This window comes from Streptomyces sp. SAT1, assembly GCF_001654495.1.
In the GTDB taxonomy this organism is placed as follows: Bacteria; Actinomycetota; Actinomycetes; order Streptomycetales; family Streptomycetaceae; genus Streptomyces; species Streptomyces andamanensis.
Window position 1 is genome coordinate 6,382,122 of record NZ_CP015849.1, and the last position, 25,048, is coordinate 6,407,169.

Annotated in this window: 23 protein-coding genes, 1 pseudogene and 4 riboswitches; of the genes and pseudogenes, 18 read left to right on the forward strand and 6 right to left on the reverse strand. The window is 73.4% G+C overall.

Annotated elements, in window-relative coordinates:
* Positions 1 to 79 precede the first annotated feature (79 nt).
* The 8 genes and pseudogenes from shc (at position 80) to A8713_RS27395 (ending at position 9,215) form a co-directional block, all read left to right on the forward strand.
* A complete protein-coding gene (gene shc / locus A8713_RS27360; protein WP_064536355.1) occupies positions 80 to 2,104 on the forward strand; it encodes a squalene--hopene cyclase in 2,025 nt (674 codons plus the stop codon).
* The gene (locus tag A8713_RS27365) at positions 2,104 to 2,793 is read left to right on the forward strand and encodes a 5'-methylthioadenosine/S-adenosylhomocysteine nucleosidase family protein (protein WP_064536356.1); all 690 of its coding nucleotides are present in this window, start codon (positions 2,104 to 2,106) and stop codon (positions 2,791 to 2,793) included. The genes shc and A8713_RS27365 overlap by 1 nt, the downstream gene beginning before the upstream one ends.
* 5 nt (positions 2,794 to 2,798) lie before the next feature.
* The gene (gene hpnH, locus A8713_RS27370; RefSeq protein WP_018568734.1) at positions 2,799 to 3,821 is read left to right on the forward strand and encodes an adenosyl-hopene transferase HpnH; all 1,023 of its coding nucleotides are present in this window, start codon (positions 2,799 to 2,801) and stop codon (positions 3,819 to 3,821) included.
* Positions 3,822 to 3,825: 4 nt separating this feature from the next.
* Positions 3,826 to 5,000 (forward strand): annotated as a pseudogene (gene ispG, locus A8713_RS27375) (flavodoxin-dependent (E)-4-hydroxy-3-methylbut-2-enyl-diphosphate synthase).
* Positions 5,001 to 5,030: 30 nt separating this feature from the next.
* A complete protein-coding gene (gene dxs / locus A8713_RS27380) occupies positions 5,031 to 7,010 on the forward strand; it encodes a 1-deoxy-D-xylulose-5-phosphate synthase (RefSeq protein WP_064536357.1) in 1,980 nt (659 codons plus the stop codon).
* Entirely contained in the window at positions 7,007 to 8,389 is a 1,383-nt protein-coding gene (locus tag A8713_RS27385; protein ID WP_064536358.1) for an aspartate aminotransferase family protein, read from the forward strand. Before dxs ends, A8713_RS27385 begins: the two co-directional genes overlap by 4 nt.
* An 86-nt stretch (positions 8,390 to 8,475) precedes the next feature.
* On the forward strand, positions 8,476 to 9,099 hold the full coding sequence (locus tag A8713_RS27390) for a helix-turn-helix domain-containing protein (protein ID WP_064536359.1): 624 nt from the start codon (positions 8,476 to 8,478) through the stop codon (positions 9,097 to 9,099).
* Positions 9,096 to 9,215: a DUF6126 family protein gene (locus tag A8713_RS27395; protein WP_018566809.1), complete on the forward strand. Its 120-nt coding sequence runs from the start codon at positions 9,096 to 9,098 to the stop codon at positions 9,213 to 9,215. Before A8713_RS27390 ends, A8713_RS27395 begins: the two co-directional genes overlap by 4 nt.
* 27 nt (positions 9,216 to 9,242) lie before the next feature.
* Here A8713_RS27395 and A8713_RS27400 read toward each other — a convergent pair whose 3' ends face one another.
* Positions 9,243 to 10,040 (reverse strand): tyrosine-protein phosphatase, encoded by a 798-nt coding sequence (locus A8713_RS27400; protein ID WP_064536360.1) that lies wholly within the window; start codon positions 10,038 to 10,040, stop codon positions 9,243 to 9,245.
* Between the two features lie 249 nt (positions 10,041 to 10,289).
* On the opposite strand from A8713_RS27400, the gene A8713_RS27405 reads away from it, so the two are divergent.
* Positions 10,290 to 11,075 (forward strand): SGNH/GDSL hydrolase family protein, encoded by a 786-nt coding sequence (locus A8713_RS27405; protein ID WP_064536361.1) that lies wholly within the window; start codon positions 10,290 to 10,292, stop codon positions 11,073 to 11,075.
* Positions 11,076 to 11,160: 85 nt separating this feature from the next.
* Here the strand turns inward: A8713_RS27405 and A8713_RS27410 are convergent, their stop codons facing one another.
* Complete coding sequence (locus A8713_RS27410; RefSeq protein WP_173860915.1) at positions 11,161 to 11,781, reverse strand: TetR/AcrR family transcriptional regulator; 621 nt, start codon at positions 11,779 to 11,781, stop codon at positions 11,161 to 11,163.
* 137 nt (positions 11,782 to 11,918) lie between these two features.
* On the opposite strand from A8713_RS27410, the gene A8713_RS27415 reads away from it, so the two are divergent.
* Positions 11,919 to 13,145 carry an MBL fold metallo-hydrolase gene (locus tag A8713_RS27415; protein WP_064536363.1) on the forward strand — a complete coding sequence of 409 codons (1,227 nt, stop codon included), beginning with the start codon at positions 11,919 to 11,921 and terminating at the stop codon, positions 13,143 to 13,145.
* A gap of 51 nt (positions 13,146 to 13,196) precedes the next feature.
* Here the strand turns inward: A8713_RS27415 and A8713_RS27420 are convergent, their stop codons facing one another.
* Complete coding sequence (locus tag A8713_RS27420; protein WP_064536364.1) at positions 13,197 to 14,426, reverse strand: erythromycin esterase family protein; 1,230 nt, start codon at positions 14,424 to 14,426, stop codon at positions 13,197 to 13,199.
* 80 nt (positions 14,427 to 14,506) lie between these two features.
* On the opposite strand from A8713_RS27420, the gene A8713_RS27425 reads away from it, so the two are divergent.
* Complete coding sequence (locus A8713_RS27425) at positions 14,507 to 15,286, forward strand: TioE family transcriptional regulator (RefSeq protein ID WP_064536365.1); 780 nt, start codon at positions 14,507 to 14,509, stop codon at positions 15,284 to 15,286.
* A 154-nt stretch (positions 15,287 to 15,440) separates the two neighbouring features.
* On the opposite strand, the gene A8713_RS27430 is transcribed toward A8713_RS27425, so the two are convergent.
* Together A8713_RS27430 and A8713_RS27435 are read right to left on the reverse strand one after the other, a co-directional pair.
* Entirely contained in the window at positions 15,441 to 15,647 is a 207-nt protein-coding gene (locus A8713_RS27430) for a DUF2180 family protein (protein ID WP_064536366.1), read from the reverse strand.
* 149 nt (positions 15,648 to 15,796) lie between these two features.
* A riboswitch (Fluoride riboswitch) is annotated at positions 15,797 to 15,877 on the reverse strand.
* 68 nt (positions 15,878 to 15,945) lie between these two features.
* Positions 15,946 to 16,437: an inorganic diphosphatase gene (locus tag A8713_RS27435; RefSeq protein ID WP_064536367.1), complete on the reverse strand. Its 492-nt coding sequence runs from the start codon at positions 16,435 to 16,437 to the stop codon at positions 15,946 to 15,948.
* 25 nt (positions 16,438 to 16,462) lie between these two features.
* Positions 16,463 to 16,529: riboswitch (Fluoride riboswitch) on the reverse strand.
* Between the two features lie 113 nt (positions 16,530 to 16,642).
* Positions 16,643 to 16,707, forward strand: a riboswitch (Fluoride riboswitch).
* Positions 16,708 to 16,748: 41 nt separating this feature from the next.
* Between A8713_RS27435 and ettA the strand changes: the two genes are divergently transcribed.
* The 3 genes from ettA to A8713_RS27450 are packed head-to-tail and all read left to right on the forward strand — an operon-like array spanning position 16,749 to position 20,061.
* Positions 16,749 to 18,416 carry an energy-dependent translational throttle protein EttA gene (gene ettA, locus A8713_RS27440; RefSeq protein WP_064536368.1) on the forward strand — a complete coding sequence of 556 codons (1,668 nt, stop codon included), beginning with the start codon at positions 16,749 to 16,751 and terminating at the stop codon, positions 18,414 to 18,416.
* 23 nt (positions 18,417 to 18,439) lie between these two features.
* Positions 18,440 to 18,889, forward strand: coding sequence for a hypothetical protein (locus A8713_RS27445; protein ID WP_237305460.1), 450 nt, complete (start codon positions 18,440 to 18,442; stop codon positions 18,887 to 18,889).
* The gene (locus A8713_RS27450; protein ID WP_064536369.1) at positions 18,886 to 20,061 is read left to right on the forward strand and encodes an MFS transporter; all 1,176 of its coding nucleotides are present in this window, start codon (positions 18,886 to 18,888) and stop codon (positions 20,059 to 20,061) included. The genes A8713_RS27445 and A8713_RS27450 overlap by 4 nt, the downstream gene beginning before the upstream one ends.
* A 22-nt stretch (positions 20,062 to 20,083) precedes the next feature.
* On the opposite strand, the gene A8713_RS27455 is transcribed toward A8713_RS27450, so the two are convergent.
* Complete coding sequence (locus A8713_RS27455) at positions 20,084 to 20,326, reverse strand: hypothetical protein (protein WP_237305461.1); 243 nt, start codon at positions 20,324 to 20,326, stop codon at positions 20,084 to 20,086.
* A gap of 69 nt (positions 20,327 to 20,395) precedes the next feature.
* Positions 20,396 to 20,461, forward strand: a riboswitch (Fluoride riboswitch).
* 46 nt (positions 20,462 to 20,507) lie between these two features.
* Between A8713_RS27455 and A8713_RS27460 the strand changes: the two genes are divergently transcribed.
* The 4 genes from A8713_RS27460 to A8713_RS27475 all read left to right on the forward strand — a co-directional run bounded on the left by A8713_RS27460 (position 20,508) and on the right by A8713_RS27475 (position 24,888).
* A complete protein-coding gene (locus A8713_RS27460; protein WP_064536370.1) occupies positions 20,508 to 21,008 on the forward strand; it encodes an inorganic diphosphatase in 501 nt (166 codons plus the stop codon).
* A 34-nt stretch (positions 21,009 to 21,042) separates the two neighbouring features.
* Entirely contained in the window at positions 21,043 to 21,765 is a 723-nt protein-coding gene (locus tag A8713_RS27465; protein ID WP_064537745.1) for a 2,3-bisphosphoglycerate-dependent phosphoglycerate mutase, read from the forward strand.
* 53 nt (positions 21,766 to 21,818) lie between these two features.
* Positions 21,819 to 23,087, forward strand: coding sequence for a phosphopyruvate hydratase (gene eno, locus A8713_RS27470; RefSeq protein ID WP_064536371.1), 1,269 nt, complete (start codon positions 21,819 to 21,821; stop codon positions 23,085 to 23,087).
* Between the two features lie 172 nt (positions 23,088 to 23,259).
* Positions 23,260 to 24,888: an adenosine deaminase family protein gene (locus A8713_RS27475; RefSeq protein ID WP_443069772.1), complete on the forward strand. Its 1,629-nt coding sequence runs from the start codon at positions 23,260 to 23,262 to the stop codon at positions 24,886 to 24,888.
* The last annotated feature ends 160 nt before the right edge of the window (positions 24,889 to 25,048 follow it).

The window sequence follows — 25,048 nt, forward strand, 5'->3', positions numbered from 1 at the left end:
CGGTGCCGAAAGGTTTCAGGCACCGGTCGACGGCGGACCCACAGCAGCACGACTTGCACGACTGCACGAAGGGGAAGCCATGACAGCGACGACCGACGGAAGCACCGGGGCCACACTGCCGTCCCGCGCTGCCGCGGCCAGCGAAACCGTACTCACCACCCCCGTGACGGCCGGGGTACAAGAAGCCGCCGCACACGCCACCCGGCGTGCCACCGACTTCCTGCTCGCGCAGCAGGACGCCGAGGGCTGGTGGAAGGGCGACCTCGAGACCAACGTCACGATGGACGCCGAGGACCTGCTCCTGCGCCAGTTCCTGGGGATCGCCGACGAGGCGACCACCCGCGCCGCCGCGCTCTTCATCCGCGGCGAGCAGCGCGCGGACGGCACCTGGGCCACCTTCCACGGCGGCCCGGGGGAGCTGTCCACCACCATCGAGGCCTATGTCGCCCTCCGGCTGGCCGGCGACGCGCCCGACGCCCCGCACATGGCGAGGGCGTCCGCCTGGATCCGCGAGCGGGGCGGCATCGCCGCCGCCCGGGTGTTCACCCGGATCTGGCTCGCCCTGTTCGGCTGGTGGAAGTGGGAGGACCTGCCGGAGATGCCTCCGGAGCTGATCTACTTCCCCGACTGGATGCCGCTCAACATCTACGACTTCGGCTGCTGGGCCCGGCAGACCATCGTGCCGCTCACCATCGTCTCGGCCAAGCGCCCGGTGCGTCCCGCGCCGTTCCCGCTGGACGAGCTGCACACCGATCCGCTGCGGCCCAACCCGCCCCGGCCGCTCGCCCCCGCGGCGAGCTGGGACGGCGTCTTCCAGCGCCTGGACCTGGGCCTGCAGATGTTCCGCAAGGTGGCGCCGAAGCGGCTGCGCCGGGCCGCGATGAACTCCGCCGTGCGCTGGATCATCGAACGGCAGGAGAACGACGGCTGCTGGGGCGGCATCCAGCCGCCCGCCGTGTACTCGGTCATCGCCCTGCATCTGATGGGCTACGACCTCAACCACCCCGTGATGCGCGCCGGTCTGGAGTCGCTGGACCGCTTCACGGTCTGGCGCGAGGACGGCGCCCGGATGATCGAGGCGTGCCAGTCCCCGGTCTGGGACACCTGTCTGGCCACCATCGCGCTCGCCGACGCCGGGCTGCCCGCCGACCATCCGCAACTGGTCAAGGCCGCCGACTGGATGCTCGGCGAACAGATCGTGCGCCCCGGCGACTGGTCGGTGCGCCGGCCCGGACTGCCCCCGGGCGGCTGGGCGTTCGAGTTCCACAACGACAACTACCCCGACATCGACGACACCGCCGAGGTGGTCCTGGCCCTGCGCCGGGTCCGCCACCACGACCCGGAGCGCGTCGACAAGGCCATCGGCCGCGGGGTGCGCTGGAACCTCGGCATGCAGTCGAAGAACGGCGCCTGGGGCGCGTTCGACGTCGACAACACCAGCCCCTTCCCCAACCGGCTGCCGTTCTGCGACTTCGGCGAGGTCATCGACCCGCCGTCGGCCGACGTCACCGCGCACGTCGTGGAGATGCTGGCCGTCGAGGGCCTGGCCCACGACCCGCGCACCCGGCGCGGCATCCGCTGGCTGCTGGACGAACAGGAGCCGGACGGCTCCTGGTTCGGCCGCTGGGGCGTCAACTACGTCTACGGCACCGGCTCCGTGGTGCCCGCCCTGACCGCGGCCGGTCTGCCCGGCTCCCACCCGGCGATCCGCCGCGCGGTGGCCTGGCTGGAGCGGGTGCAGAACGACGACGGCGGCTGGGGCGAGGACCTGCGCTCCTACCACGACTCCACGGAGTGGAGCGGCAAGGGCGCCTCGACCGCCTCGCAGACCGCGTGGGCGCTGATGGCGCTGCTCGCGGCCGGCGAGCGGGACTCCAAGGCGGTGGAACGCGGCGTGCGCTGGCTCGCCGACACCCAGCGGGAGGACGGCTCCTGGGACGAGCCGTACTTCACCGGGACCGGCTTCCCCTGGGACTTCTCCATCAACTACCACCTCTACCGGCAGGTCTTCCCGCTCACCGCGCTCGGCCGGTACGTGCACGGTGAACCCTTCGCCGACCGGGCACGGGCCGACCGGCCCCGCGCCGAGGCGCAGGGGAGCTGATGAGCACCCGGCCCGCCCCGGACCCGCTGCTGATCGCCTGTGCGCTCGGCATCGAGCACCTCGCCCTGCGCAGCGGTGACCGCGGCGCCCGGCGGGCGGGCCGGCGGCGCACCGCGGACGGTACGGACCGGCGCTCCGGCGCCGGGCCGGTCACCGTCCTGCGCACCGGCATGGGACCCCGGGCGGCGGAACGCTCCGTCACCCGGGCCCTGGCCGACCCGGCGTGGGACCGGTCCGCCGTTCTGGCCACCGGCTTCTGCGCCGGCCTCGCCCCGGGGATGCACCCCGGCGACCTGGTCGTCGCCGAGGAGACCCGGGACCCGCGCGGCACCGTCGCCTGCGTCGGCACCGAACTGCTCGTCAAGGAACTCGCCCGCACCCTGCCCGGCCGCAGGGTGCACACCGGGCCCGTCACCGGGTCCGACCACGTCGTCCGCGGTCCCGAGCGGTCCGATCTGCTCGCCACCGGTGCCATCGCGGTCGACATGGAGTCGGCGGCCACGCTGCTCGGCGCCGTCCGTACGGGCGAGCGCCCGGTTGCGGCCGTCCGGGTGGTCGTGGACGCTCCGGAACACGAACTCGTACGCATCGGCACGGTGCGCGGTGGAATATCAGCCTTCCGCGTTCTCCGTGCCGTCCTCCCTACTTTCTTCGAATGGCACCGTAATGTGCTGCTCCCCAGGAGGTGAGCCAGATGGCCATGCCGCTGCGCCAGTCCATCAAGGTCGCTACATATCTGGCCGAACAGAAGCTCCGCAAGCGGGACAAGTTCCCGCTGATCGTGGAGCTGGAACCGCTCTTCGCCTGCAACCTGAAGTGCGAGGGCTGCGGCAAGATCCAGCACCCCGCCGGGGTGCTCAAGCAGCGCATGCCCGTGGCCCAGGCCGTGGGCGCGGTGCTGGAGTCCGGTGCGCCGATGGTGTCCATCGCCGGCGGTGAGCCGCTGATGCACCCTCAGATCGACGAGATCGTCCGCCAGTTGGTGGCCAAGCGCAAGTACGTCTTCCTGTGCACCAACGCCATGCTGCTGCGCAAGAAGATGGACAAGTTCACCCCGTCGCCCTACTTCGCGTTCGCCGTGCACATCGACGGCCTGCGCGAACGGCACGACGAGTCGGTGGCGAAGGAGGGCGTGTTCGACGAGGCCGTGGCCGCCATCAAGGAGGCCAAGCGGCGCGGCTTCCGGGTGACCACCAACTCCACCTTCTTCAACACCGACACCCCGCAGACCATCATCGAGGTGCTCAACTTCCTCAACGACGACCTCAAGGTCGACGAGATGATGATCTCGCCCGCCTACGCCTACGAGAAGGCCCCCGACCAGGAGCACTTCCTCGGCGTCGAGCAGACCCGCGAGCTGTTCAAGAAGGCGTTCTCGGGCGGCAACCGGCTGCGCTGGAGGCTCAACCACTCCCCGCTCTTCCTGGACTTCCTGGAGGGCAAGGTCGACTTCCCGTGCACCGCCTGGGCGATCCCGAACTACTCGCTCTTCGGCTGGCAGCGCCCCTGCTACCTGATGAGCGACGGCTACGTCCCGACGTACCGCGAACTCGTCGAGAAGACCGACTGGGACAAGTACGGCCGCGGCAAGGACCCGCGCTGCGCCAACTGCATGGCGCACTGCGGCTACGAGCCCACCGCCGTCCTCGCCACCATGGGTTCCCTCAAGGAGTCCCTGCGCGCCATGCGCGAGACCGTCTCGGGAAACCGGAACTGACGCCGTGACGGCCGTTTCCTTGGGCGTTCCCGAGGTACCGGCCCGGCCGGTCGCCGCGCGGCGTGTGTCGCGGCAGATCCAGGTCGGGCCGGTGGCCGTCGGGGCGGGGCCCCGGTGTCGGTGCAGTCGATGACGACGACGCGTACGTCGGACATCGGTGCGACGTTGCAGCAGATCGCGGAGCTGACGGCGTCGGGGTGCCAGATCGTGCGGGTGGCGTGTCCGACGCAGGATGACGCGGATGCGCTGGCGGTGATCGCGCGGAAGTCGCAGATCCCGGTGATCGCGGACATTCATTTCCAGCCGAAGTATGTGTTCGCCGCGATCGAGGCGGGGTGTGCGGCGGTGCGGGTGAATCCGGGGAACATCAAGAAGTTCGACGATCAGGTGCGGGAGATCGCGAAGGCGGCGAAGGACCACGGCACGCCGGTGCGGATCGGGGTGAACGCGGGGTCTTTGGACCGGCGGTTGCTGCAGAAGTACGGGAAGGCGACGCCGGAGGCGCTGGTGGAGTCGGCGCTGTGGGAGGCGTCGCTGTTCGAGGAGCATGGTTTCCGGGACATCAAGATCTCGGTGAAGCACAACGATCCGGTCGTGATGATCGAGGCGTACCGGCAGTTGGCGCAGCAGTGCGACTATCCGCTGCATCTGGGGGTGACGGAGGCGGGTCCGGCGTTCCAGGGGACGGTCAAGTCGGCGGTGGCGTTCGGTGCGCTGCTGTCGCAGGGGATCGGGGACACGATCCGGGTGTCGCTGTCGGCGCCGCCGGCCGAGGAGGTCAAGGTCGGTATCCAGATCCTGGAGTCGCTGAATCTGAGGCAGCGGGGTCTGGAGATCGTGTCGTGTCCGTCGTGCGGGCGGGCGCAGGTGGATGTGTACAAGCTGGCGGAGGAGGTCACGGCGGGTCTGACGGGCATGGAGGTGCCGTTGCGGGTCGCGGTGATGGGCTGTGTCGTCAATGGTCCTGGTGAGGCGCGTGAGGCGGATCTGGGTGTGGCGTCGGGCAACGGGAAGGGGCAGATCTTCGTGAAGGGCGAGGTCATCAAGACGGTGCCCGAGTCGAAGATTGTGGAGACCCTGATCGAGGAGGCCATGAAGCTGGCCGAGCAGATGGAGGCAGACGGCGTCGCGGCAGACGCCCCCGCCGCCACCGGAACACCCACGGTGACGGTGAGTTGACGTACGGCACGGACCGAGAGGGGGCCCAGCGTGACCATTCTGGAGACGATCCGGGGACCACGCGACCTGAAGGCGCTGTCCGAGGCGGAACTCGGCGAACTGTCCGGTGAGATACGCGACTTCCTGGTGCACGCGGTCGCCAGGACCGGCGGTCACCTCGGGCCCAACCTGGGGGTGGTGGAACTCACCGTCGCACTGCACCGGGTCTTCGAGTCGCCGGCCGACCGGATCCTGTGGGACACCGGCCACCAGAGCTATGTGCACAAGCTGCTGACGGGACGTCAGGACTTCTCCAAGCTGCGCGGCAAGGGCGGCCTGTCCGGCTACCCCTCCCGCGAGGAGTCCGAGCACGACATCATCGAGAACAGCCACGCCTCGACCGCGCTCGGCTGGGCCGACGGCCTCGCCAAGGCGCGTGACGTGCAAGGGGAGAAGGGGCATGTCGTCGCCGTCATCGGGGACGGCGCGCTCACCGGCGGCATGGCCTGGGAGGCGCTGAACAACATCGCCGCCGCCCGCGACCGGCCGCTGATCATCGTCGTCAACGACAACGAGCGCTCCTACGCGCCCACCATCGGCGGCCTCGCCAACCACCTGGCCACCCTGCGCACCACCGACGGCTACGAGAAGTTCCTCGCCTGGGGCAAGGAACTGCTCCAGCGCACCCCCGTCGTCGGCGGCACCCTCTACGAGTCGCTGCACGGCGCGAAGAAGGGCTTCAAGGACGCCTTCGCACCGCAGGGCATGTTCGAGGACCTGGGCCTGAAGTACCTCGGCCCGATCGACGGCCACGACGTGCGCGCCCTGGAGTCGGCGCTGCGCCGCGCCAAGCGCTTCGGCGGCCCGGTGCTCGTGCACTGCCTCACCGAGAAGGGCCGCGGCTACGAACCCGCCCTGGCCGACGAGGCGGACCACTTCCACACGGTCGGTGCGATGGACCCGCTCACCTGCGCGCCCCTCGCCCCGTCCGGCGGTCCGTCCTGGACCTCGGTGTTCGGCGAGGAGATCGTCCGGATCGGCGAGGAGCGCGAGGACGTCGTGGCCATCACGGCGGCCATGCTGCATCCGGTGGGCCTCGGCGCGTTCGCCGAGCGGTTCCCGGACCGGGTCTGGGACGTCGGCATCGCCGAGCAGCACGCGGCGGTCTCCGCGGCGGGCCTGGCCACCGGCGGACTGCACCCGGTCGTCGCCGTCTACGCCACCTTCCTCAACCGTGCCTTCGACCAGGTGCTGATGGACGTGGCGCTGCACCGGTGCGGGGTCACCTTCGTCCTGGACCGTGCCGGCGTCACCGGTGTGGACGGCGCCTCCCACAACGGCATGTGGGACATGTCGATCCTCCAGGTCGTGCCCGGTCTCAGGATCGCCGCGCCGCGCGACGCCGGGCAGTTGCGCGCCCAGTTGCGCGAGGCCGTCGCGGTGGACGACGCGCCGACGCTGGTGCGCTTCCCCAAGGAGTCCGTGGGCCCGGACATCCCGGCCGTCGACCGGGTGGGCGGCATGGACGTCCTGCACCGGGCGGAGCGGCCCGACGTGCTGCTGGTGGCCGTCGGCGTGATGGCGCCGGTGTGCCTCCAGGCCGCCGGGCTGCTCCAGGCGCGCGGCATCGGCTGCACGGTCGTCGACCCCCGCTGGGTCAAACCCGTCGACCCGGCGCTGCCGGAGCTGGCCGCCGCGCACCGGCTGGTCGCCGTGGTCGAGGACAACAGCCGCGCCGCCGGGGTCGGCTCCGCGGTGGCCCTGGCCCTGGGCGACGCCGATGTGGACGTACCGGTGCGGCGGTTCGGTGTCCCGGAGCAGTTCCTCGCACACGCCAAACGCGGTGAGGTGCTGGCCGACATCGGGCTGACCCCGGTGGAGATCGCCGGCCGGATCGGCGCGAGCCCGGCCGTCCGGGACGGCGGCGGGACCCGGCCGGAGCGGACCGTTCCCGCGCAGCAACCCGCCGCGGCCGGCGAGGCCGCCGGTCCGGCCGGGGCCGTCATGGCAGTCAAGGAGAAAACTGAATGACCACGGAGTTCGACCTCGGCGCCCTCCTGGCCGAGCGCGGCGCCGAGCGCTACGAGCTGCACAGCAAGCACCTGAACCACCAGCTGCCGCGCATGCTGCACACCATCGGTTTCGACAAGGTCTACGAACGGGCCGAGGGCGCCCACTTCTGGGACGCCGACGGCAACGACTACCTGGACATGCTCGCCGGGTTCGGTGTGATGGGCCTGGGCCGGCACCACCCGGTCGTCCGCAAGGCCCTGCACGACGTGCTGGACGCCGGCCTCGCCGACCTCACCCGCTTCGACTGCCAGCCGCTGCCCGGACTGCTGGCGGAGCGGCTGCTCGCCCACAGTCCGCACCTGGACCGGGTGTTCTTCGGCAACAGCGGCACCGAGGCGGTCGAGACCGCGCTCAAGTTCGCCCGCCGCGCCACCGGCAGACAGCGGATTCTCTACTGCGAGCACTCCTTCCACGGCCTGACCACCGGCTCGCTCTCCGTGAACGGCGAGGAGGGCTTCCGTGACGGCTTCGCCCCGCTGCTGCCCGACACGGCCGTCCCGCTCGGCGACCTCGACGCGCTCGCCCGGGAACTGAAGAAGGGCGACGTGGCCGCCCTGATCGTGGAACCCGTCCAGGGCAAGGGCGTGCACGAGACCCCGCCCGGCTATCTGCGGGCCGCGCAGGAGCTGCTGCACCGGCACAAGGCCCTGCTCATCGCCGACGAGGTGCAGACCGGCCTCGGCCGCACCGGCGACTTCTACGCCTACCAGCACGAGGCCGGTGTCGAACCGGACCTGGTCTGCGTGGCCAAGGCCCTCTCCGGCGGCTATGTGCCGGTGAGCGCGACCCTCGGCAGGGACTGGATCTTCAAGAAGGTCTACTCCTCGATCGACCGGGTGCTGGTGCACTCGGCGAGCTTCGGCTCCAACGCGCAGGCCATGGCGGCGGGCCTCGCGGTGCTGTCGGTCATGGAGAACGAGCAGACCGTCGCCCATGTGCGGACCGTGGGCGACCTGCTGAAGTCCCGGCTGGCGGCGCTCACCGACAAGTACGAGCTGCTCGCCGACGTACGCGGCCGGGGCCTGATGATCGGCATCGAGTTCGGCCGGCCGAAGTCGCTGAAGCTGCGCGGGCGCTGGACCATGCTCCAGGCGGCCCGCAAGGGCCTGTTCGCGCAGATGGTGGTCGTCCCGCTGCTCCAGCGCCACCGGATCCTCACCCAGGTCTCCGGCGACCACCTGGAGGTGATCAAGCTGATCCCGCCGCTGGTGATCGACGAGGCGGACGTGGACCGGTTCGTGGACGCCTTCACCGCGGTGATGGACGACGCGCACGGCGGCGGACTGATGTGGGACTTCGGGAAGACGCTGGTCAAGCAGGCGGTGGCCAACCGGTAGCCGCCGCCGGGGCCCTGCCCGCGCGCCGGTTTTGCCCCTGAGGCAAGAAATTTGCCCCAGGGGCAATCCTGCGGCTGAATGGAGGCATGAGCACCCCCGAGTCCGGGCCACCGGAGGGGCAGGCCGAGACCTTGCCCGCCGTGGCGCCCCAACTGCGCGCGCTGCGCCGCCGGGCCTCCCTCACCCTGGAGGTCGCGGCCCGCGCCGCCGGGCTGTCGCCCGCCCATCTCTCCCGGCTGGAGACCGGGCAGCGCCAGCCCTCGCTGCCGATGCTCCTGTCGCTCGCCCGCGTCTACGGTACGACCGTCTCCGAACTGCTCGGCGAGAGCGCCGCGGACCGGGACGCCATCGTCCGCTCCGGCGACATGGAGCCCACCCCCGCCGGCGGCTGGACCTACTGGCAGGCGGGCTCACCCGGGCGCGGCATGCAGGCCCTGCGGGTCCGTGTGCCGCACGGCTCCCAGGGCGACATCGTACGCGTGCACCCCGGCGAGGAGTGGCTGTACGTCCTCAAGGGCCGGCTGCGGCTGCGCCTGGGCGACAGCACCCACCTGCTCGCGCCCGGCGACAGCGCGCACTTCGACTCGCTGACCCCGCACCGCATCGCGGCCGAGGACCCCGACGGGCTCGACCTGCTCTTCGTCCACACCCTGCTGCAGAGTCCCACGGCCGCGCTGTGCCTGGGCCCCCACACCGGAGAGATGTCATGAGCGACATGGAGGAGAAGTTCCCGCGCGCCCTGTGGGTCCGGCTGATCATCTACATCGCCGTCGGACACCTCTTCGCCGCGTTCATCTGGCTGTTGTTCGAGATCGGCGCCAAGTGAGGTGAGCCCCGCACGCGGCGGGCAGGCTCAGTCCAGCAGGCGCTCGCGCAGCCGCTCCCTGACCGGCGGCGCGAGCCTGAGCCCCCGCTCCAGATAGGCGTCGACCCCGCCCCAGGTCTCCTCGACGGTCTCCAGGGCCGCCGTCAGATACTCCGCCCGCGCGTCGAACAGCGGGCTCAGCAGCTCCATCACCTCGGGGGCGCGGGCCGCGGGCGAGGTGCCGCCGCGGCGCACCTTGTAGCGGCGGTGCGGGGCGTTGGACTCCAGGTAGTCCGCGACGATCGCGTCCCGCTCCACGCCCAGCGCCAGCAGCGTCACGGCTATCGAAAGACCGGCGCGGTCCTTGCCCGCCGCGCAGTGCATCAGGGCCGGGACGCTGTCCTCGGCGAGCGCGTGCAGCACCTGGGAGTGCTCGGCGGTGCGCTCCGTGACCATCGTGCGGTACGAGGCGATCATCCGGTCCGCGCCCTTGCCGCCGTCCAGGATCGCCCGCAGCTGGTCGAGGTCGCCGTCGCGGACCATCTTCCAGAACTCGGCGCCGTCGGCGGGGTCGCTCAGCGGCAGGTTCACATTGCGCACCCCGGGCAGCGCGACGTCCGGCCCTTCGAGCTTCTGGTCGGCCGCGTTGCGGAAGTCGAAGACGGTGTGCAGGCCCAGCGAGGCGAGGAAGGCGGTGTCCTGCTCGGTGGCGTGCGCCAGGTGGCCGCTGCGGAACAGCACCCCGTGCCGCACCCGCCGCCCGTCCACGGTCGGCAGTCCGCCCACGTCGCGGAAGTTGCGGACTCCGGTCAGCTCCGGCTCGGTCGACGGCACCTGCTGCGTCACGGGGACTCCTCCCTGTCCGCCCCGCCTTCACGGCTCGTCGGCGGGCGCGGTCCCGACGATACGACATGCCCGCCCGGGGCGGCAGCGCCGTCGTACCGCCTCGTACGGCGGGCGTATTCCCGGCTCGGCGGTGATGTCGAAGTGGCCTTTCTCACCGACCGTCAACCCCTGCCTACGGTCGCGTAAGTCACATCGGAAGGTGAATCATGGGCCGACGTGGCAGACGATTCGAAGAGTGACAGCAGATCAGTGATCGGGTCGTACGTGGCGGTGGGGGACAGCTTCACCGAGGGCGTCGGAGACCTTGGACCCGACGGAGCGTTCGTCGGCTGGGCCGACCGGCTCGCCGTGCTGCTCGCCGACCGGCGACCCGAGGGCGACTTCCGGTACACCAACCTCGCCGTGCGCGGAAAACTGCTCGACCAGATCGTGGCGGACCAGGTGCCGCGGGCGGCCTCACTCGCCCCCGACCTGATCTCCTTCTGTGCGGGCGGCAACGACATCATCCGGCCCGGCACCGACCCGGACGACGTGGCCGAACGGTTCGAGAAGGCGGTCGCCCGGCTCACCGAGGCGGCCGGCACCGTCCTGGTCACCACCGGCTTCGACACCCGCGGCGTACCCCTGCTCAAACACCTGCGCGGCAAGATCGCCACATACAACGGGCATGTGCGCGCCGTCGCCGACCGCTACGGCTGCCCCGTGCTCGACCTGTGGTCGCTCAGGACCGTCCAGGACCGGCGGGCCTGGGACCACGACCGGCTGCACCTCTCGCCCGAGGGGCACACCCGTGTCGCGCTGCGCGCCGGGCAGGTCCTCGGCGTCGACGTACCGGCCGACCCGGACCAGCCCTGGCCTCCGCTGCCGCCGCGCGGCACGCTGGAGGTCCGCCGCGACGACGTCCACTGGGCCCGCGAGTACCTGGTCCCGTGGATCGGCCGCCGTCTGCGGGGCGAGTCCTCGGGGGACGCGGTGACGGCCAAGGGCACGCTGTCCCCGGACGACATCAGGACGCGGATCGCGTCGGTGGCCTGAGGCGCGCTGACCGGGACCCGCCGCGCGCGGGCCCCGGCCACCGGTCCCGCGCACCCGCCGGAGCCCGGCAGGGCATCGGGCGCGCTCACCGGGCCGCGGTGGTCAACGCCTCCCGGTCCAGGCCCAGTTCGCGGGCCAGGGCCTCGTCGACCCATTCCAGCGCCCGGGTCCGGGACAGCGTGCCCCCGTAGCAGGTCAGCTGTACGGCGAGACCGTCCAGATAGGCCGTCAGCCGCAGGGCGGTACCGGCCGGGTCGGGGCAGCGGAACTCGCCCGCCGCCACCCCCTCGGCCACGACCGCCGTGAGCGCCGCCTTCCAGCGCCGGTCCAGGTCCCGGGTGACCTCCCGCAGCGCGGGCTCGCGCACCGCGGCGGCCCAGCCCTCGATCCACAGCCGCCAGCCCTTGGCGCTGCCCGTCGGCGCGTACCAGCGCACCGCCGCCCGCAGCCTGCGCACCGCCGTCGTACGCCGTCCGAGCAGCGCGCGCAGCCGCGCCAGGTCGTCCTCGGCGGCGCGCGCGAACGCGGCGGCCAGCAGGTTCTCCTTGGTCGAGAAGTGGTAGAGCACCAGCGCGTTGCTCACCCCGAGGACCGCGGCCACGTCGGCGATCCGCACCGCCGCCACACCACGCGCCTCGATCTGCCCGATGGCGGCCCGCAGCAACTCCTCGCGCCGCTCCGCCACGCTCAACCGCACTCTCGCCACGCGAGTCACCCTAATGGGTCTTGCCTCTCAGACAAGATCTGTGCCAGGCGCCCGTCGGGGGCGGCGCGGGGCGGCCCGGGAACGGCGCGGCGGCCCCTTCATAATGGACCACCTGAGCGACCCCACCTGGAGGTAACGTGGCCGGCTTCCGTCCCTCGATTCCCGGGCTGAACGCCCTGCGGCCCGAGGCCTTCGGCGTGGACCCCGGCGGTGCGCGCATGGCGCGGATCCGCCGCTCCCCGCATTTCAAGGACGGCGTCTTCCAGAACCCGGGAGGCCCGGCGAGCATCCGGCCCTCGGGCTCGATGCTGGACTTCGCCAAGCACTACTTCGACAAGGACGAGCGGGTCCGGCGCTCGCCCCGGGGCAACATCCCGGTGCACGCCACCACCTTCGCGGACCTGGCCCGCCCCGCGGCCAGCGGTCTGCGCCTGACCTGGCTGGGGCACTCCAGCGTGCTCGTGGAGATCGACGGGCACCGGGTGCTCTTCGACCCGGTGTGGGGCGAGCGCTGTTCGCCGTTCCCCTTCGCGGGCCCCCGCAGGCTGCACCCCGTGCCCCTGTCGCTGGCCGCGCTCGGCCCGGTCGACGTGGTCGTCATCTCCCACGACCACTACGACCACCTGGACCTGCCCACCATCAAGGCGCTGGCCGCCACGGACACCCTCTTCGCGGTGCCGCTCGGCGTCGGCGCCCACCTCGAACACTGGGGCGTCGCCGCCGACCGGCTGCGCGAACTGGACTGGCACGAGGCGACCAAGGTAGGCGGACTGACCCTGACCGCCACCCCCGCCCGGCACTTCTGCGGCCGCGGCCTGCGCAACACCCAGCACACCCTGTGGGCCTCCTGGGTCGTCGCCGGTGACGAGCACCGCGTCTACCACAGCGGCGACACCGGCTACTTCGACGGCTTCCGGGACATCGGCGCCGACCACGGCCCCTTCGACGCCACGATGATCCAGCTCGGCGCGTACTCCGACTTCTGGCCCGAGGGCCAGCCGGACGCCGGGCCGCTGCCGGGCGCCTGGCCGGACATCCACATGAACCCCACCCAGGGCGTGCAGAGCCACCTCGATCTGCAACAGGGCCGGGCCGAGGGCGTCATGCTGCCCATCCACTGGGGGACGTTCAACCTCGCCCTGCACCCCTGGTCGGAACCGGCGGAGTGGGCGCTGGCCGCGGCGGACGCGGTCGGCCAGGCACTGGCCCTGCCCATCCCGGGCCGCCCCTTCGAACCGGCCGGTGAGCTGCCCGCGCTCCCGTGGTGGCGCGACGTGTCCCAGTCCGCCCATGCCCGCAGGTGGCCGGCGCCCGAACTGGGCCTGAGGACCGCCCGCGGCCTCGACCTGCTGGCCGAGGACTGAACGAGGACCGGCCACCCGCCGCACCCTCGCGGCCTCCGCCGCGTCCTGCTGTCAGGTGTGTGCCCGCCCGGCCTCCGGGACGTCCTTCACGAACACGATCCCGTCGGTCCGGGCCAGGTGCGCCGGGTCGAGCGGGGCGTAGCCGTGGTACGGCGACCGCCGGGGGACGGGCGGGGTGCCGCCCGCGAGGGCGTCCGCCAGGCCGCGCGCGTCGACGACACGGGGCCCGTCGGTTCCCGGGAGGGCGTACAGGATCCCTTCGAGGGTGTCCGGCGGCGGGACGTCCACGCCCCGGTGGCGGAGTGTGCCGAGGGCGGTCGCCAGGAACGCGTACTCCTCGCCCAGGCGGGCGCCCACCAGCGCGCCCGCGCTCCACCACCGCACCGGCCGGCCGTCCATGCGGATGGTGCTCAGCTCCCGCTGGAGATGGCCGTTGTGTGCGTGGACCAGCACCGGGCCGCGTTCGGCGAGGGCCAGCAGGTTGGCCGCCATCATCCGGTCCCGCAGGGCCACCAGCCAGGTCATCCGGGCCGGTGAGGTGTCGGCCGTCCGGGAGTGGTAGCGCAGCAGCCCGGTGGCGGTACGCCCGTACAGGCGCGCCCGCTCCAGCTCCGGTGGCGCGGCCGCCTCCATGAGCAGCGGTGTCTGGGTGTCGAGCAGCGTCACCAGGTCGTCGGCGATCAGCCGGAGCCGCGCGGCCTCGGCCGAGCGCCCCACCGACCGGGCCGGGTCCCGCATCGCGGCCGGTTCGCTCCAGCGGCCGTCGGCGCCGAGCAGCCGGTCCAGCTCCGGCGCGGCGCACGGAAGCAGACCGGCGTCCACCCGGGCGGCGAGAAAGGCGTGCAGCGCGGTCAGGGCGTGCCGGGGGCTCTCGGCGCCGGTCATCTCCAGCGGGCCGTCGATCCCGGCGAAGCGCACCCGCTCGGACAGCGCTCGGCCCTCGTTGAACTCCCGCATCCAGCGCACCAGTTCACGGTTGGGCGCCGACACGTTGAACCACTCGTGACTGAAGCCGCGCTCCATCACCTCGTCCAGGGACCCCCTGCCCCAGGTGACGTAGTCGTCCACGACCAGGCCCCGCAGGCAGTCGCTCTCGATCGCGACGGTGCGGTACCCCTCCTCCTCGACGAGCTGCCGGAACAGCGCGTCGCGCGGTGCGAGGAGCGCGTCCTCCCCGTGGGTGGGCTCGCCCAGGGCGAGGATCCGGGGCCGGGACGGGAGCAGCCGCAGCACGGCGGCGGCGTCCACGGCATGGGCGGTGTTCCTGATACCGGTAGCCATGCCTTCAACGCTATCGTTGAACCCTCGGTGGAGACTTTTTTCGACCTCTCCCTTCGCAAGCCCCGGAAAACGGCAGGATCATGGAGTCCGACCCTCAAAGCACCCGACGGCTCAGGCCGGTCGACCTGGCCCGCGCGCACGGGGTGTCCACCCAGGCGGTCAGGAACTATGAGGAGGCCGGCATCCTTCCGGCCGCCGCCCGCACCGAGCACGGCTACCGCGCCTACACCCCGCTGCACGCGCGCGCCCTGCGCGCGTTCCTCGCCCTGGTGCCCGGCCACGGCCACCGCACGGCGGCCGCGGTGATGCGGGCGGTCGGCGAGGGCGCGGTGGAGGAGGCGCTGCGCCTGATCGACGAGAGCCACGCCCAGCTCCTGGAGGACCGGCGGACCCTTGAGTCGGTCGAACTGGCCCTCCAGGGCCTCGAATCGCCCGCAGCGCGCGGTTCCGGCGCGGTGCCCCGGCCCGGCCGGACGCCCGCCCCCGGTCCGCCGGCCCGGTCCTCGGGCGGGTCCTCGGGCGGCTTCATCGGACCGCTGGCCGGGCAGCTCGGCATCCGCCCCGCGACCCTGCGCAAGTGGGAGCGCGCCGGGCTGGTCCGCCCGCGCCGCGATCCGCGCACCGGCTACCGGGTGTACGACGAGGCCGCCGTGCGCGACGCCCGGCTGGTGCACCAGCTCAGGCGCGGCGGCCATCCGCTGGAGCGGATCGGGCCGTTGATCGAACGGGTCCGCACGGCGGGCGGCCCCGAGCCGCTGGAGGCCACCCTGCGCGACTGGCGGGACCGCCTCAGCGCCCGCGGGCGCGCGCTGCTGGCCGGGGCCGCCGAACTGGACGCGTATCTGCGCGAGCGCGGCTGAAGGGCGCCGCTGTCGCGCGGCTGGGGTGAGGGGTGCGCCGGCCGGGACACGGCGCACCCCTCACCGGTGCCCTTCTCGCGACCGGGGCGCGCGGGTGTGCGCCTCGGAGGGACCCGCGCTGAAGGGCGGTCGGGACAGGTGCCGGGGAGACCGGTCACCCGCTGCGTTCCGCGGCGAGGCAGGTGCGGCACACCATCCGCCGCGCGGCACGCGGCTTGGTGGCCAGACCGGCCCCGGTCAGGTCGTGCAGCGTCTGCGGGGTGGGCCGCCCGTGGCTGCGGCAGATGCCCGCGCCGCACGTACGGCAGACGGCGACGGCGACCGTCGTGACGTCGAGTTCCTGGCAGTCGAAGCAGATCATCGCGCCGCTCCGTCCCGGCCGGGGCCGGACGGGGGCCGCGCACACGGCGGGCATGCCGGGCGGGGGCGGTGCGGGGGAGTGGGTCCGTGAGCGGCCACGGACGACGGCGAGGCGTCCACGTGCGTACCTCCCGAGGGCATGCGTCCTGACATCGGTCAGGAACCATCAGCCCGGAGGAGGGCGGTTCGGACCGGGGAACGGCCCAGGCGGGATCCATCGCCGAGTCCGAGTGAACCGGTCCGGGCGGCGCCGGTCAAGGCCGCCGCCGCCATCGGTGTCCCGGTCCCGCGGCGCGGGCCTATTCCAGACAGCCCGTGAGACGCGCGTACGCCTGCCGGGCCTGGGTCAGGAACTCCTCGGCGGCCGGGGGGTCTTCGCACTCCTCGACCCGCCAGTGGTGCGCCGGGTCGAGCCGGTGCAGCACGGTGGCGAGGGTGCCCTCGTCCGCGTGCCAGGCACGCAGCGCCCGTACGCCGGTGAGGGCGGCGAAGTTGGCGTCGTGCGCCGGTACGCACACCAGCTCCGGGCACGGACGGCCGTCCCTGAGCGCGTGCACCAGCGCGACCGGCCGGGCCCGCACGGTCCGGCCCGGCAGCGCCGGTTCCTCCATCAGCAGCAGGACGGCGGTCGGCTCGCCGTCCTCGGTGAGGGTGCCGTCGATCCGTCCGGCGCCGACCGGGTAGCCGGTCACGCGGGTCGAGCCCGCGGCGGCCAGATCGTGTCCGTCCGATCCGTCGTGCGGTGCGAACGGCGATCCGACCGTCGCCGCCACCATGACCATGATCTCCATCGCAGGCTCCTCCCGTGGTACGGCGGTCCGCGTAGAGGCCATCAGCACGGCGGTGCGTGCGGTCAAGGGCGAGCCTCATCGCCCCGGCACGTTCATTCTCCCCGGCCCGAATGCCGGATATGCCTGCCATGTCCACCTGATGCCCCAGGCCGCCGGGGCGGGCCGGCTCGGGCTGGCGCGCGGGCGCCCGCTGTGGGCACCATGGACGGAGACGGGCGATGAGGCTCGCCCTTGACCGCACATTCCCGTGCTGATGGCCTCTGTGAACGACGGCCGCCCGCCCCGGCGGCCCGGTTACGGAGGCATCGCGGATGTACGCGTACACGATGCGCAACGTGCGGATGGTCCACGGCGACAAGGCCGTCCTGGACGACGTCACCCTCTCCTTCCGGCCCGGCGCCAAGATCGGCGTGGTCGGCCCCAACGGCATGGGCAAGTCCACCCTCCTGCGGATCATGGCGGGACTCGAACGGCCCGCGCGCGGGCAGGCGGCCCCGGCCCCGGGCACCCGCGTCGGCATCCTGGAGCAGGAACCCCGGCTCGACGACGCGGCCACCGTCCGGGACAACGTCGAGGAGGGCGTCGCGGACGTCCGGGACATGCTGCGCCGCTACGAGGAGGTCACCGCGCGCCTCGGCCGGGCCGGAGAACCGGAGGCACAGGGCCTCCTGGACGAACTCGGCGCGCTCCAGGAGGCCCTGGACCACGTGGGCGCCTGGGACCTCGACTCCCGGCTGGAGCAGGCCATGGACGCCCTGCGCTGCCCGCCGCCCGGCACCCCGGTCCGCGGCCTGTCGGGCGGCGAGCGCCGCCGGGTCGCGCTGTGCCGGCTGCTGCTGTCCCAGCCGGACCTGCTGCTCCTGGACGAGCCGACCAACCACCTGGACGCCGAGTCCGTGGCCTGGCTGGAACAGCACCTGGCCGACTATCCCGGCACGGTCGTCGCGGTCACCCACGACCGGTACTTCCTGGACAACGTCGCCCGCCGGATCCTGGAGATCGACCGCGGCCGCGTCCACCCCTACGAGGGGAACTACTCCACCTACCTGGAGACCAAGGCCGCCCGCCTTCAGGTGGAGGGCCGCAAGGACGCCAAGCGGCAGAAGCGGCTCGCCGAGGAACTGGCCTGGGTGCGCTCGGGCGCCAAGGGCCGGCAGGCCGCCTCCAAGGCACGCGTGCAGCGCTACGAGGAACTGGCGAGCGAGGCTGCGCGCCGCCGCGAACCGGACTTCGAGGAGATCCGGATCCCGCCGGGCCCGCGCCTGGGCAGCCTCGTCCTGGAGGCCGACCACCTCACCAAGGGCCACGGCGGCCGGCCGCTGATGGAGGACCTGTCCTTCTCGCTGCCGCGCGGCGGCCTCGTCGGCGTGATCGGCCCCAACGGCGTGGGCAAGACGACGCTCTTCAGGATGATCGTCGGCGAGGAGCGGCCCGACAGCGGGACCCTGCGCCTGGGCGACACGGTCCGCGTCTCCTACGCCGACCAGGACCGCGCCGGGCTCGACCCGGCCGCCAGCGTGTGGGAGGCGGTCTCCGGCGGCCGGGAGCACCTGCGCGTCGGCGGTGTGGAACTGCCCTCGCGCGCCTATGTCGCCACCTTCGGCTTCAAGGGCGCCGACCAGCAGAAGCCCGTCGGCCTGATGTCCGGCGGCGAGCGCAACCGGCTCAACCTGGCGCTCACCCTCCAGCAGGGCGGCAACCTGCTGCTGCTGGACGAGCCGACCAACGACCTCGACGTGGAGACCCTGGCCTCGCTGGAGCACGCACTGCTCGCCTTCCCCGGCTGCGCCGTGATCAGCGCGCACGACCGGTGGTTCCTGGACCGCGTCGCCACCCATGTGCTCGCCTGGGAGGGCGGCGCCCACTGGTTCTGGTTCGAGGGCAACTTCGCCGACTACGAGGCCGGCAAGCGGCAGCGGCTCGGCGAGGAGGCCGCCCGCCCGCACCCGGTCACGCACCGGCGGCTGGTCCGCGGCTGACCGCCCGACAGGAGCACCGCGCCATGACAGAACTCGACCGGGCGGCGGTGGCGGCCCTGCGCACGGCCCGCGTCACCGTCGTCAACGCCGAGTGGCACCTGCGCGAGGAACAGGCCCTCGGCCGGCTCGCCCGGACCGGCGGCCTGGCCTGCACCCCGCTCTTCCCCGGCCACTTCGTCATCCAGGTCGTCGCGATCGGCGGACGGCCGCTCGGCCGCGCCCGCCACCACCGCGACGGCCGCCGCGCCCGCTGGGTCGCCGTCCCCGCGGGCACCGCGCACGAGATCGGCGCCTACCGCACCCTGCACGGCGCCGCCCGCGCCCTGGCCCGCCACGCGGGCCTGCGCCGCCGCCGCGTCACCGACATCCCCTGCGGCCTCCCGCCGGACGGCGGCGCGGACGGCTCCGGCCGGAGCACGGGCCGCGGGCTCGCGCACGGCTCCCCGGAGCCACCGGCGGACCCGAAGCGGTGAGCCGCACCGGTCGCCAGGGCCCGGCGGGCGGCACCGCGCTGCGCTTCGTGCTGCTCATCGGCGTGGTGAGCCTGTTCTCCGACATGGCCCACGAGGGCGCGCGCGGCATCACCGGACCGTTCCTCGGCTCGCTCGGCGCCGGGGCCCTCGCCGTCTCCGTGATCGCGGGCACCGGCGAACTCCTCGGCTACGCACTGCGGTTCGTGTCCGGCCGCGCCGCCGACCGCACCGGCCGGTACTGGCCGATCACCGCCGCCGGCTACCTGGTGCAGATGGTCGCGGTGCCGCTGCTCGCCCTGGCCGGGCAGTGGCCGGTGGCCGCCGTGCTGATCGCCGCCGAGCGCGCCGGACGCGCCCTGCGCACCCCCGCCCGGGACGCGATGCTCGCCCACGCCACCGCCGAGCTGGGCCGCGGCCGGGTCTTCGGCGTACGGGAGGCCCTGGACGCGGCCGGTGCGATGACCGGCCCGCTCGTCGTGGCCGGTGTCCTCGCGCTGCACGGCGGCTACCGCACCGGCTTCGCCGTGCTCGCCGTACCGGCCGCGCTCACCCTGCTCGTCCTGGCCGCCGCGTGGCGGCAGTACCCCGACCCGTCCGGCCTGGACACCGGCGGGGACGTCCCCGGAAGGCACGGCACCCCCCGGGCCTTTTGGACCTATCTGGCGGCCATGGGGCTGATCGCCGCCGCCTACGCCGACTACCCGCTCATCGCCTACCACTTCGGCCGGGCGCACGTCGTCTCCGCCCCCTGGATCCCCGTCCTGTACTCCGTCGCCATGGCCACCGAGGCCCTCGCCGCGCTCACGCTCGGCCGCCTGTTCGACCGGTGGGGGCTGCGGACGGTGGTGGGCGCGACCCTGCTGACGGCGTGCTTCCCGCCGCTGGTCTTCCTCGGCGGCCCGGTGGCCGCCGTGTGCGGCGTGGTGCTGTGGGGGCTGGGCACGGCCGCCCAGGAGTCGGTGGTCAGGGCCGCCCTCACCGGCATGACCGCCCCCGGCCGCCGGGCCTCCGCCTTCGGCCTCTTCGACACCGGCTTCGGCCTGTGCTGGTGCGCGGGCAGCCTCGCCCTCGGGGCCCTCTACGACCACTCCGTCACCGGCCTGGTGGTCTTCTCCGTCGCCCTGCAACTGGCCGCCGTCCCGCTGCTGCTCAAGGTGCGCCACATCACCTGACCGCCGCGCGGGACCGGCTGGCTCACCGCAGCAGCCGCCTCAGCACGTCCTCGGCCCTCCCGTAGGCATGCGAGCCCACCCGCAGCCGCCACACGGTCCCCGGCACGCCGTCGCCCGGCGTCACGACCCGGACCGGCCGGGGCGCGGGCGCCGCGTGCGCGGGCACCCCCGCCTCGCGCAGCGCGTCGACCTCGTCGACCCGGCGCGCGGGGATGTCGGCGACCGGCGCCCAGGAGTCCGGCGTACGTCGCGGCGCTCCGCCCACGGAGCCGCTCCGTCCGGCGTACCCTGGATATCCGCGCGGGTGATCCATGGGGCACACTGTGGAGGCGCCCAGCGCGTCGGTGATGGGGCTCACCGCGAACCGCGGCATCATGCCGCTGACGGTCCCTGGCAGAACAGCCGAGCCGTGCCATGAGGACGGCTCCCGTCGCCAGGAGGCTCCCGTGGAGTTCGACGTGACCGTGGAGATCCCGCAGGGGTCCCGCAACAAGTACGAGATGGACCACGAACTGCACCGCATCCGGCTGGACCGGCTGCTGTTCACCTCCACCAAGTACCCGGCCGACTACGGCTACATCGAGGGCACCCTGGGCCGCGACGGCGACCCGCTGGACGCGCTGGTGCTCACCGGCGAGCCGACCTTCCCCGGCTGCGCCGTCGAATGCCGGGCGGTGGGCATGTTCGTCATGAAGGACGAGCACGGCCCGGACGAGAAGATCCTCTGCGTCCCCGCCCACGACCCGCGCCACGCGCCCCTGCGGGACATCGACGACATCCCCGAGTTCGACCGCCTGGAGATCACCCACTTCTTCGAGGTCTACAAGGACCTGGAACCCGGCAAGTCCGTCGAGGGCTCCCACTGGGAGGGCCGCGAGCAGGCGTACGCGGAGATCGGTGCCGCCCGGGAGCGGGCCGCGGCCACCCCGGGGACGACCGGTGACTGAGCCGCGCGCCCGGCCCGTGGGCACCCTGGTCCTCATGCGGCACGGCCAGAGCACCACCAACGCGGAGGGCCGCTTCACCGGCTGGACCGACGTGCCCCTCACCCCCCGGGGCGAGGACGAGACCGTCCGGGCGGCCCGGTCGATCGCCCGCGAAGGGCTCCTGCCGGACGTCGTCCACACCTCCCTGCTGCGCCGCTCCGTGCACAGCGCCGACCTGGCCCTCGGCGCGCTGGACCGGCTGTGGATCCCCGTACGCCGCAGCCGGCGGCTGAACGAGCGCCAGTACGGAGCCCTGACCGGCCGCCTCAAGCACGAGGTCCGCCGGGAGGCGGGCGACGACCGCTACCGGCACTGGCGCCGCTCGCTGCACGGCCGCCCCGCCCCGATGCCCGCCGACGCGCTGGCCCGGCTGCGCGCCGACCCGCGCTACGCGGCCCTGCGCCCCGACGGGGTGCCCGCCGTGGAGAGCCTGGCCGACATGATCACCCGGGTCGTCCCCTACTGGACCGACGTCCTCGTACCCCAACTGCGCACCGGAGCCACCGTGCTGGTCGTCGCGCACGGCAACTCCCTGCGCGCGCTGTCGGCCGTGCTGGGCCGCCTCACCGGCGACGAGGCGGAACGGCTCGACATCCCCACCGGCGCACCCCTGCGCCACGACTTCGACGGCGACCTGCGCCCCCTCGTACGCCACGGCACCTACCTGGACCCCGGCAGCGCCGCCCGCGCCGACCTGGTGGCCGCCGAGGGCCACTGACCCCGCCGCCCCTCCCTCGATCCACCACCCCCGCCACCCCGGAGGAAGACGCCATGACTCTGCGCCCCGCCGAGCTGCACGCCGTCGAGATCCTCGACTCCCGCGCCCGGCCCACCCTCGCCGTCACCCTCACCACCGACGACGGCACCCGGACCCGGGCCGGTGTGCCCTCCGGGGCCTCCACCGGCACCCGGGAGGCCGTCGAACTGCGCGACGGGGACGAGGCCCGCTACCGGGGCCAGGGCGTCCTGACCGCGGTCGGGCACGTCAACGGCGAGATCGCCCGCGCCCTGACCGGCCGCGCCTTCGACTCGGCCGCCGACCTCGACCGGGCACTGGTCGAACTGGACGGCACCGGCACCAAGTCCCGGCTCGGCGCCAACGCCGTCGTCGGGGTCTCCCTCGCCGCCTGGCGCGCCGAGGCCGCCCTCGCCGGGCGGGAGCTGTGGCAGCACCTCGCCCGGGTCGCGGGCACCACCCCGCGGCTGCCGGTGCCGCACTTCAACGTCGTCAACGGCGGCGCCCACGCCGCGAACGCGCTCGACTTCCAGGAGTTCATGCTCGCCCCGCTCGGCGCGCCGAGCCTGCCCGAGGCGGTGCGGGCCGGAGCGGAGATCTACGGACGGCTCAAGGCCCGGCTGTCCGCCGAGGGGCACACCACCGGGCTGGGCGACGAGGGCGGCTTCGCCCCCGCCGTCGACCGTCCCGAGGACGTCCTGCGGCTGCTCACCGAGGCGATCGGCGACGCGGGCCACACCCCCGGCCGGGACGGCGTGGCCCTCGCCCTCGACCCGGCGGCCAGCGAGTTCCGCGACGGCGACGGCTACCGGGTCGCGGGGGAGCACCTGAGCGCGGACCGCCTCATCGACCGCTACGAGGAGATCGTCGACCGCTTCCCGGTCTGGTCGATCGAGGACGGCCTGGCCGAGGACGACTGGGACGGCTGGGTCCGGCTGACCGCGCGCCTGGGCCACGGGACGCAGATCATGGGCGACGACATCTTCGTCACCGACCCCGCCGTCCTCACCGAGGCGATCGGCCGGAAGGTCGCCAACTCCGCGCTCATCAAGGTGAATCAGATCGGCACCGTCACCGAGACCCTGGAGGCGACGCGGATCTGCCGGGAGGCCGGGTACACGCAGATGGTCTCCCACCGCTCGGGCGAGACCGAGGACGCCTTCATCGCCGACCTGGCCGTCGGCACCGGCTGCGGCCAGCTCAAGTCCGGTGCCCCGGCCCGCGGGGAGCGCGTCGCCAAGTACAACCGGCTGATCGAGATCGCCGAGGCCCACCCCGAGCTGCCGTTCGGACTGGCCGGCTGACGCGGCACACCCGCCCCGCCGGGCGCCGGACCCACGGCGCCCGGCGGGGCGTTCGCGCGCGGCGGTCCGGGATGACCTCCCCGTACGGCCGCGGGCGGGTGTCACCCTGTCGAGTGGATCTCCGCCCGCTCGCCTGACCCGGGCCGCCCGGCATCGTGATGATGCAGGCGTGATTACCGAATCCACACGGTCCGGGCCCCGTCGCAGGGCTCTGACCACCTCAGGTCTCGTCCTGTTCACCGCGCTCTCGACGCTGGCCGCCGTACCGGCCGCGCCGGCCGCCGCCTCCGCCACGGCCGCCCGGCCCACGAGCCGCCCCGCCGCCGCACGGCCGCCCGCCACCCGGGCCGAAGCCGCGACCGACGCCTACCTGCGCTCGATCCGGCGCGACCCCGCGGCCCTGCGCCGCTTCTTCCAACACCTGCCCAAGGGCGGCGACCTGCACAACCACCTCTCCGGCGCGGTCACCACCGAGTACCTCGTCGAACTGGCCGCCGAGGACGGCCTGTGCATCCGGACCGCGACGATGACGGCCGTGCCCCCGCCCTGCGGCGCCGGCACCCGGCCCGCCGCCGACGCCCGCACCGACAAGGCGTTCCGCGACGCGATCGTGCGCGCCTGGTCCATGCAGGACTTCCCGCCCGGCGGCAACGGCCACGACCACTTCTTCGACACCTTCGGCAAGTTCGGCGAGGTGACCTGGCGCCACCGGGGCAAGCTGCTCGCCGACGTCGCCGACCACCTCGCCGTCCAGAACCAGTCCTATCTGGAGACGCTGGTCACGCCCGCCTCCGACGGCGCGAAGAAGCTCGCCGACCAGGTCGGCTGGGACCCCGACCCGGCCACCCTGCACCGCAAGTTGACGGCCGGCGGCGGACTCGACCAACTGGTCGCGCAGGCCCGTACGGAAGCCGACGACGGCGACGCCGAGTTCCGCGCCGCCGAGCACTGCGGGACCAGCTCCGCCCGGCCCGGCTGCGCCGTCACCGTGCGCTGGATCTCCCAGGTCTCGCGCGGCAGTTCACCGCAGCGCGTCTTCACACAGATGGCCCTCGGCATGCGCCTGTCCGAGCGCGACCACCGCTTCGTCGCGGTCAACCTGGTCCAGCCGGAGGACGGCGAGACCGCCCTGCGCGACTACAGCCTCCAGATGCGCATGCTCAAGTACCTGCGCACCGTCTACCCGCACGCCCACCTCACCCTGCACGCCGGGGAGCTGTGGCCGGGCCTGGTCAAGCCCGCCGACCTGAAGTTCCACATCAAGGAGGCGGTGGACGTCGCCGGTGCCGAGCGCATCGGCCACGGCGTCGACCTCGTCCACGAGGACGACTGGCAGCGCACCGCCCGCACGATGGCCGCCCGGGAGACGGCCGTCGAGGTGCCGTTCACCAGCAACGCGCAGATCCTCGGCGTCAAGGGCGCCGAGCACCCCTTCGAGACCTACCGCCGCTACGGCGTACCGGTCGTGCTCGCCACCGACGACCCCGGGGTGAGCCGGACCGACATCACCCACGAGTACCAGTACGCCTCCCGGACGTACGCGCTGGCCTACCCCGAGCTGAAGGACCTGGCGCGGGCCTCCCTGGAGTACGCGTTCGCGCCCGGCGCCAGCCTGTGGCAGGGCAACCCGACCCGCTCCGGCTACACGCCCGTGGCCGCCTGCCGCGGGGTGCGCCCCGGCGTCGACCGGCCGGGCGGCGCGTGCGCCCGGCTGCTGGACTCCAGCCTCAAGGCGCGGCTGGAGTGGCGCCAGGAGACCGCCTTCCACCGCTTCGAGGCGTCGGCGGGCCGGACCCGCTGACCGTGCGCGCCCGGCCCGGTACCCCCGCACCGGGCCGGGCGCCGCGGGCGGCTCGGGTAAGGTCGGTGTGTCATTCAACCGGCCCCGAGCGGGGCCGCGCCCCGGGCACCAGCACCACCGCGGCCGCCGCCGGAAGCCCCTGGAAAGCAGGATCCGCAAC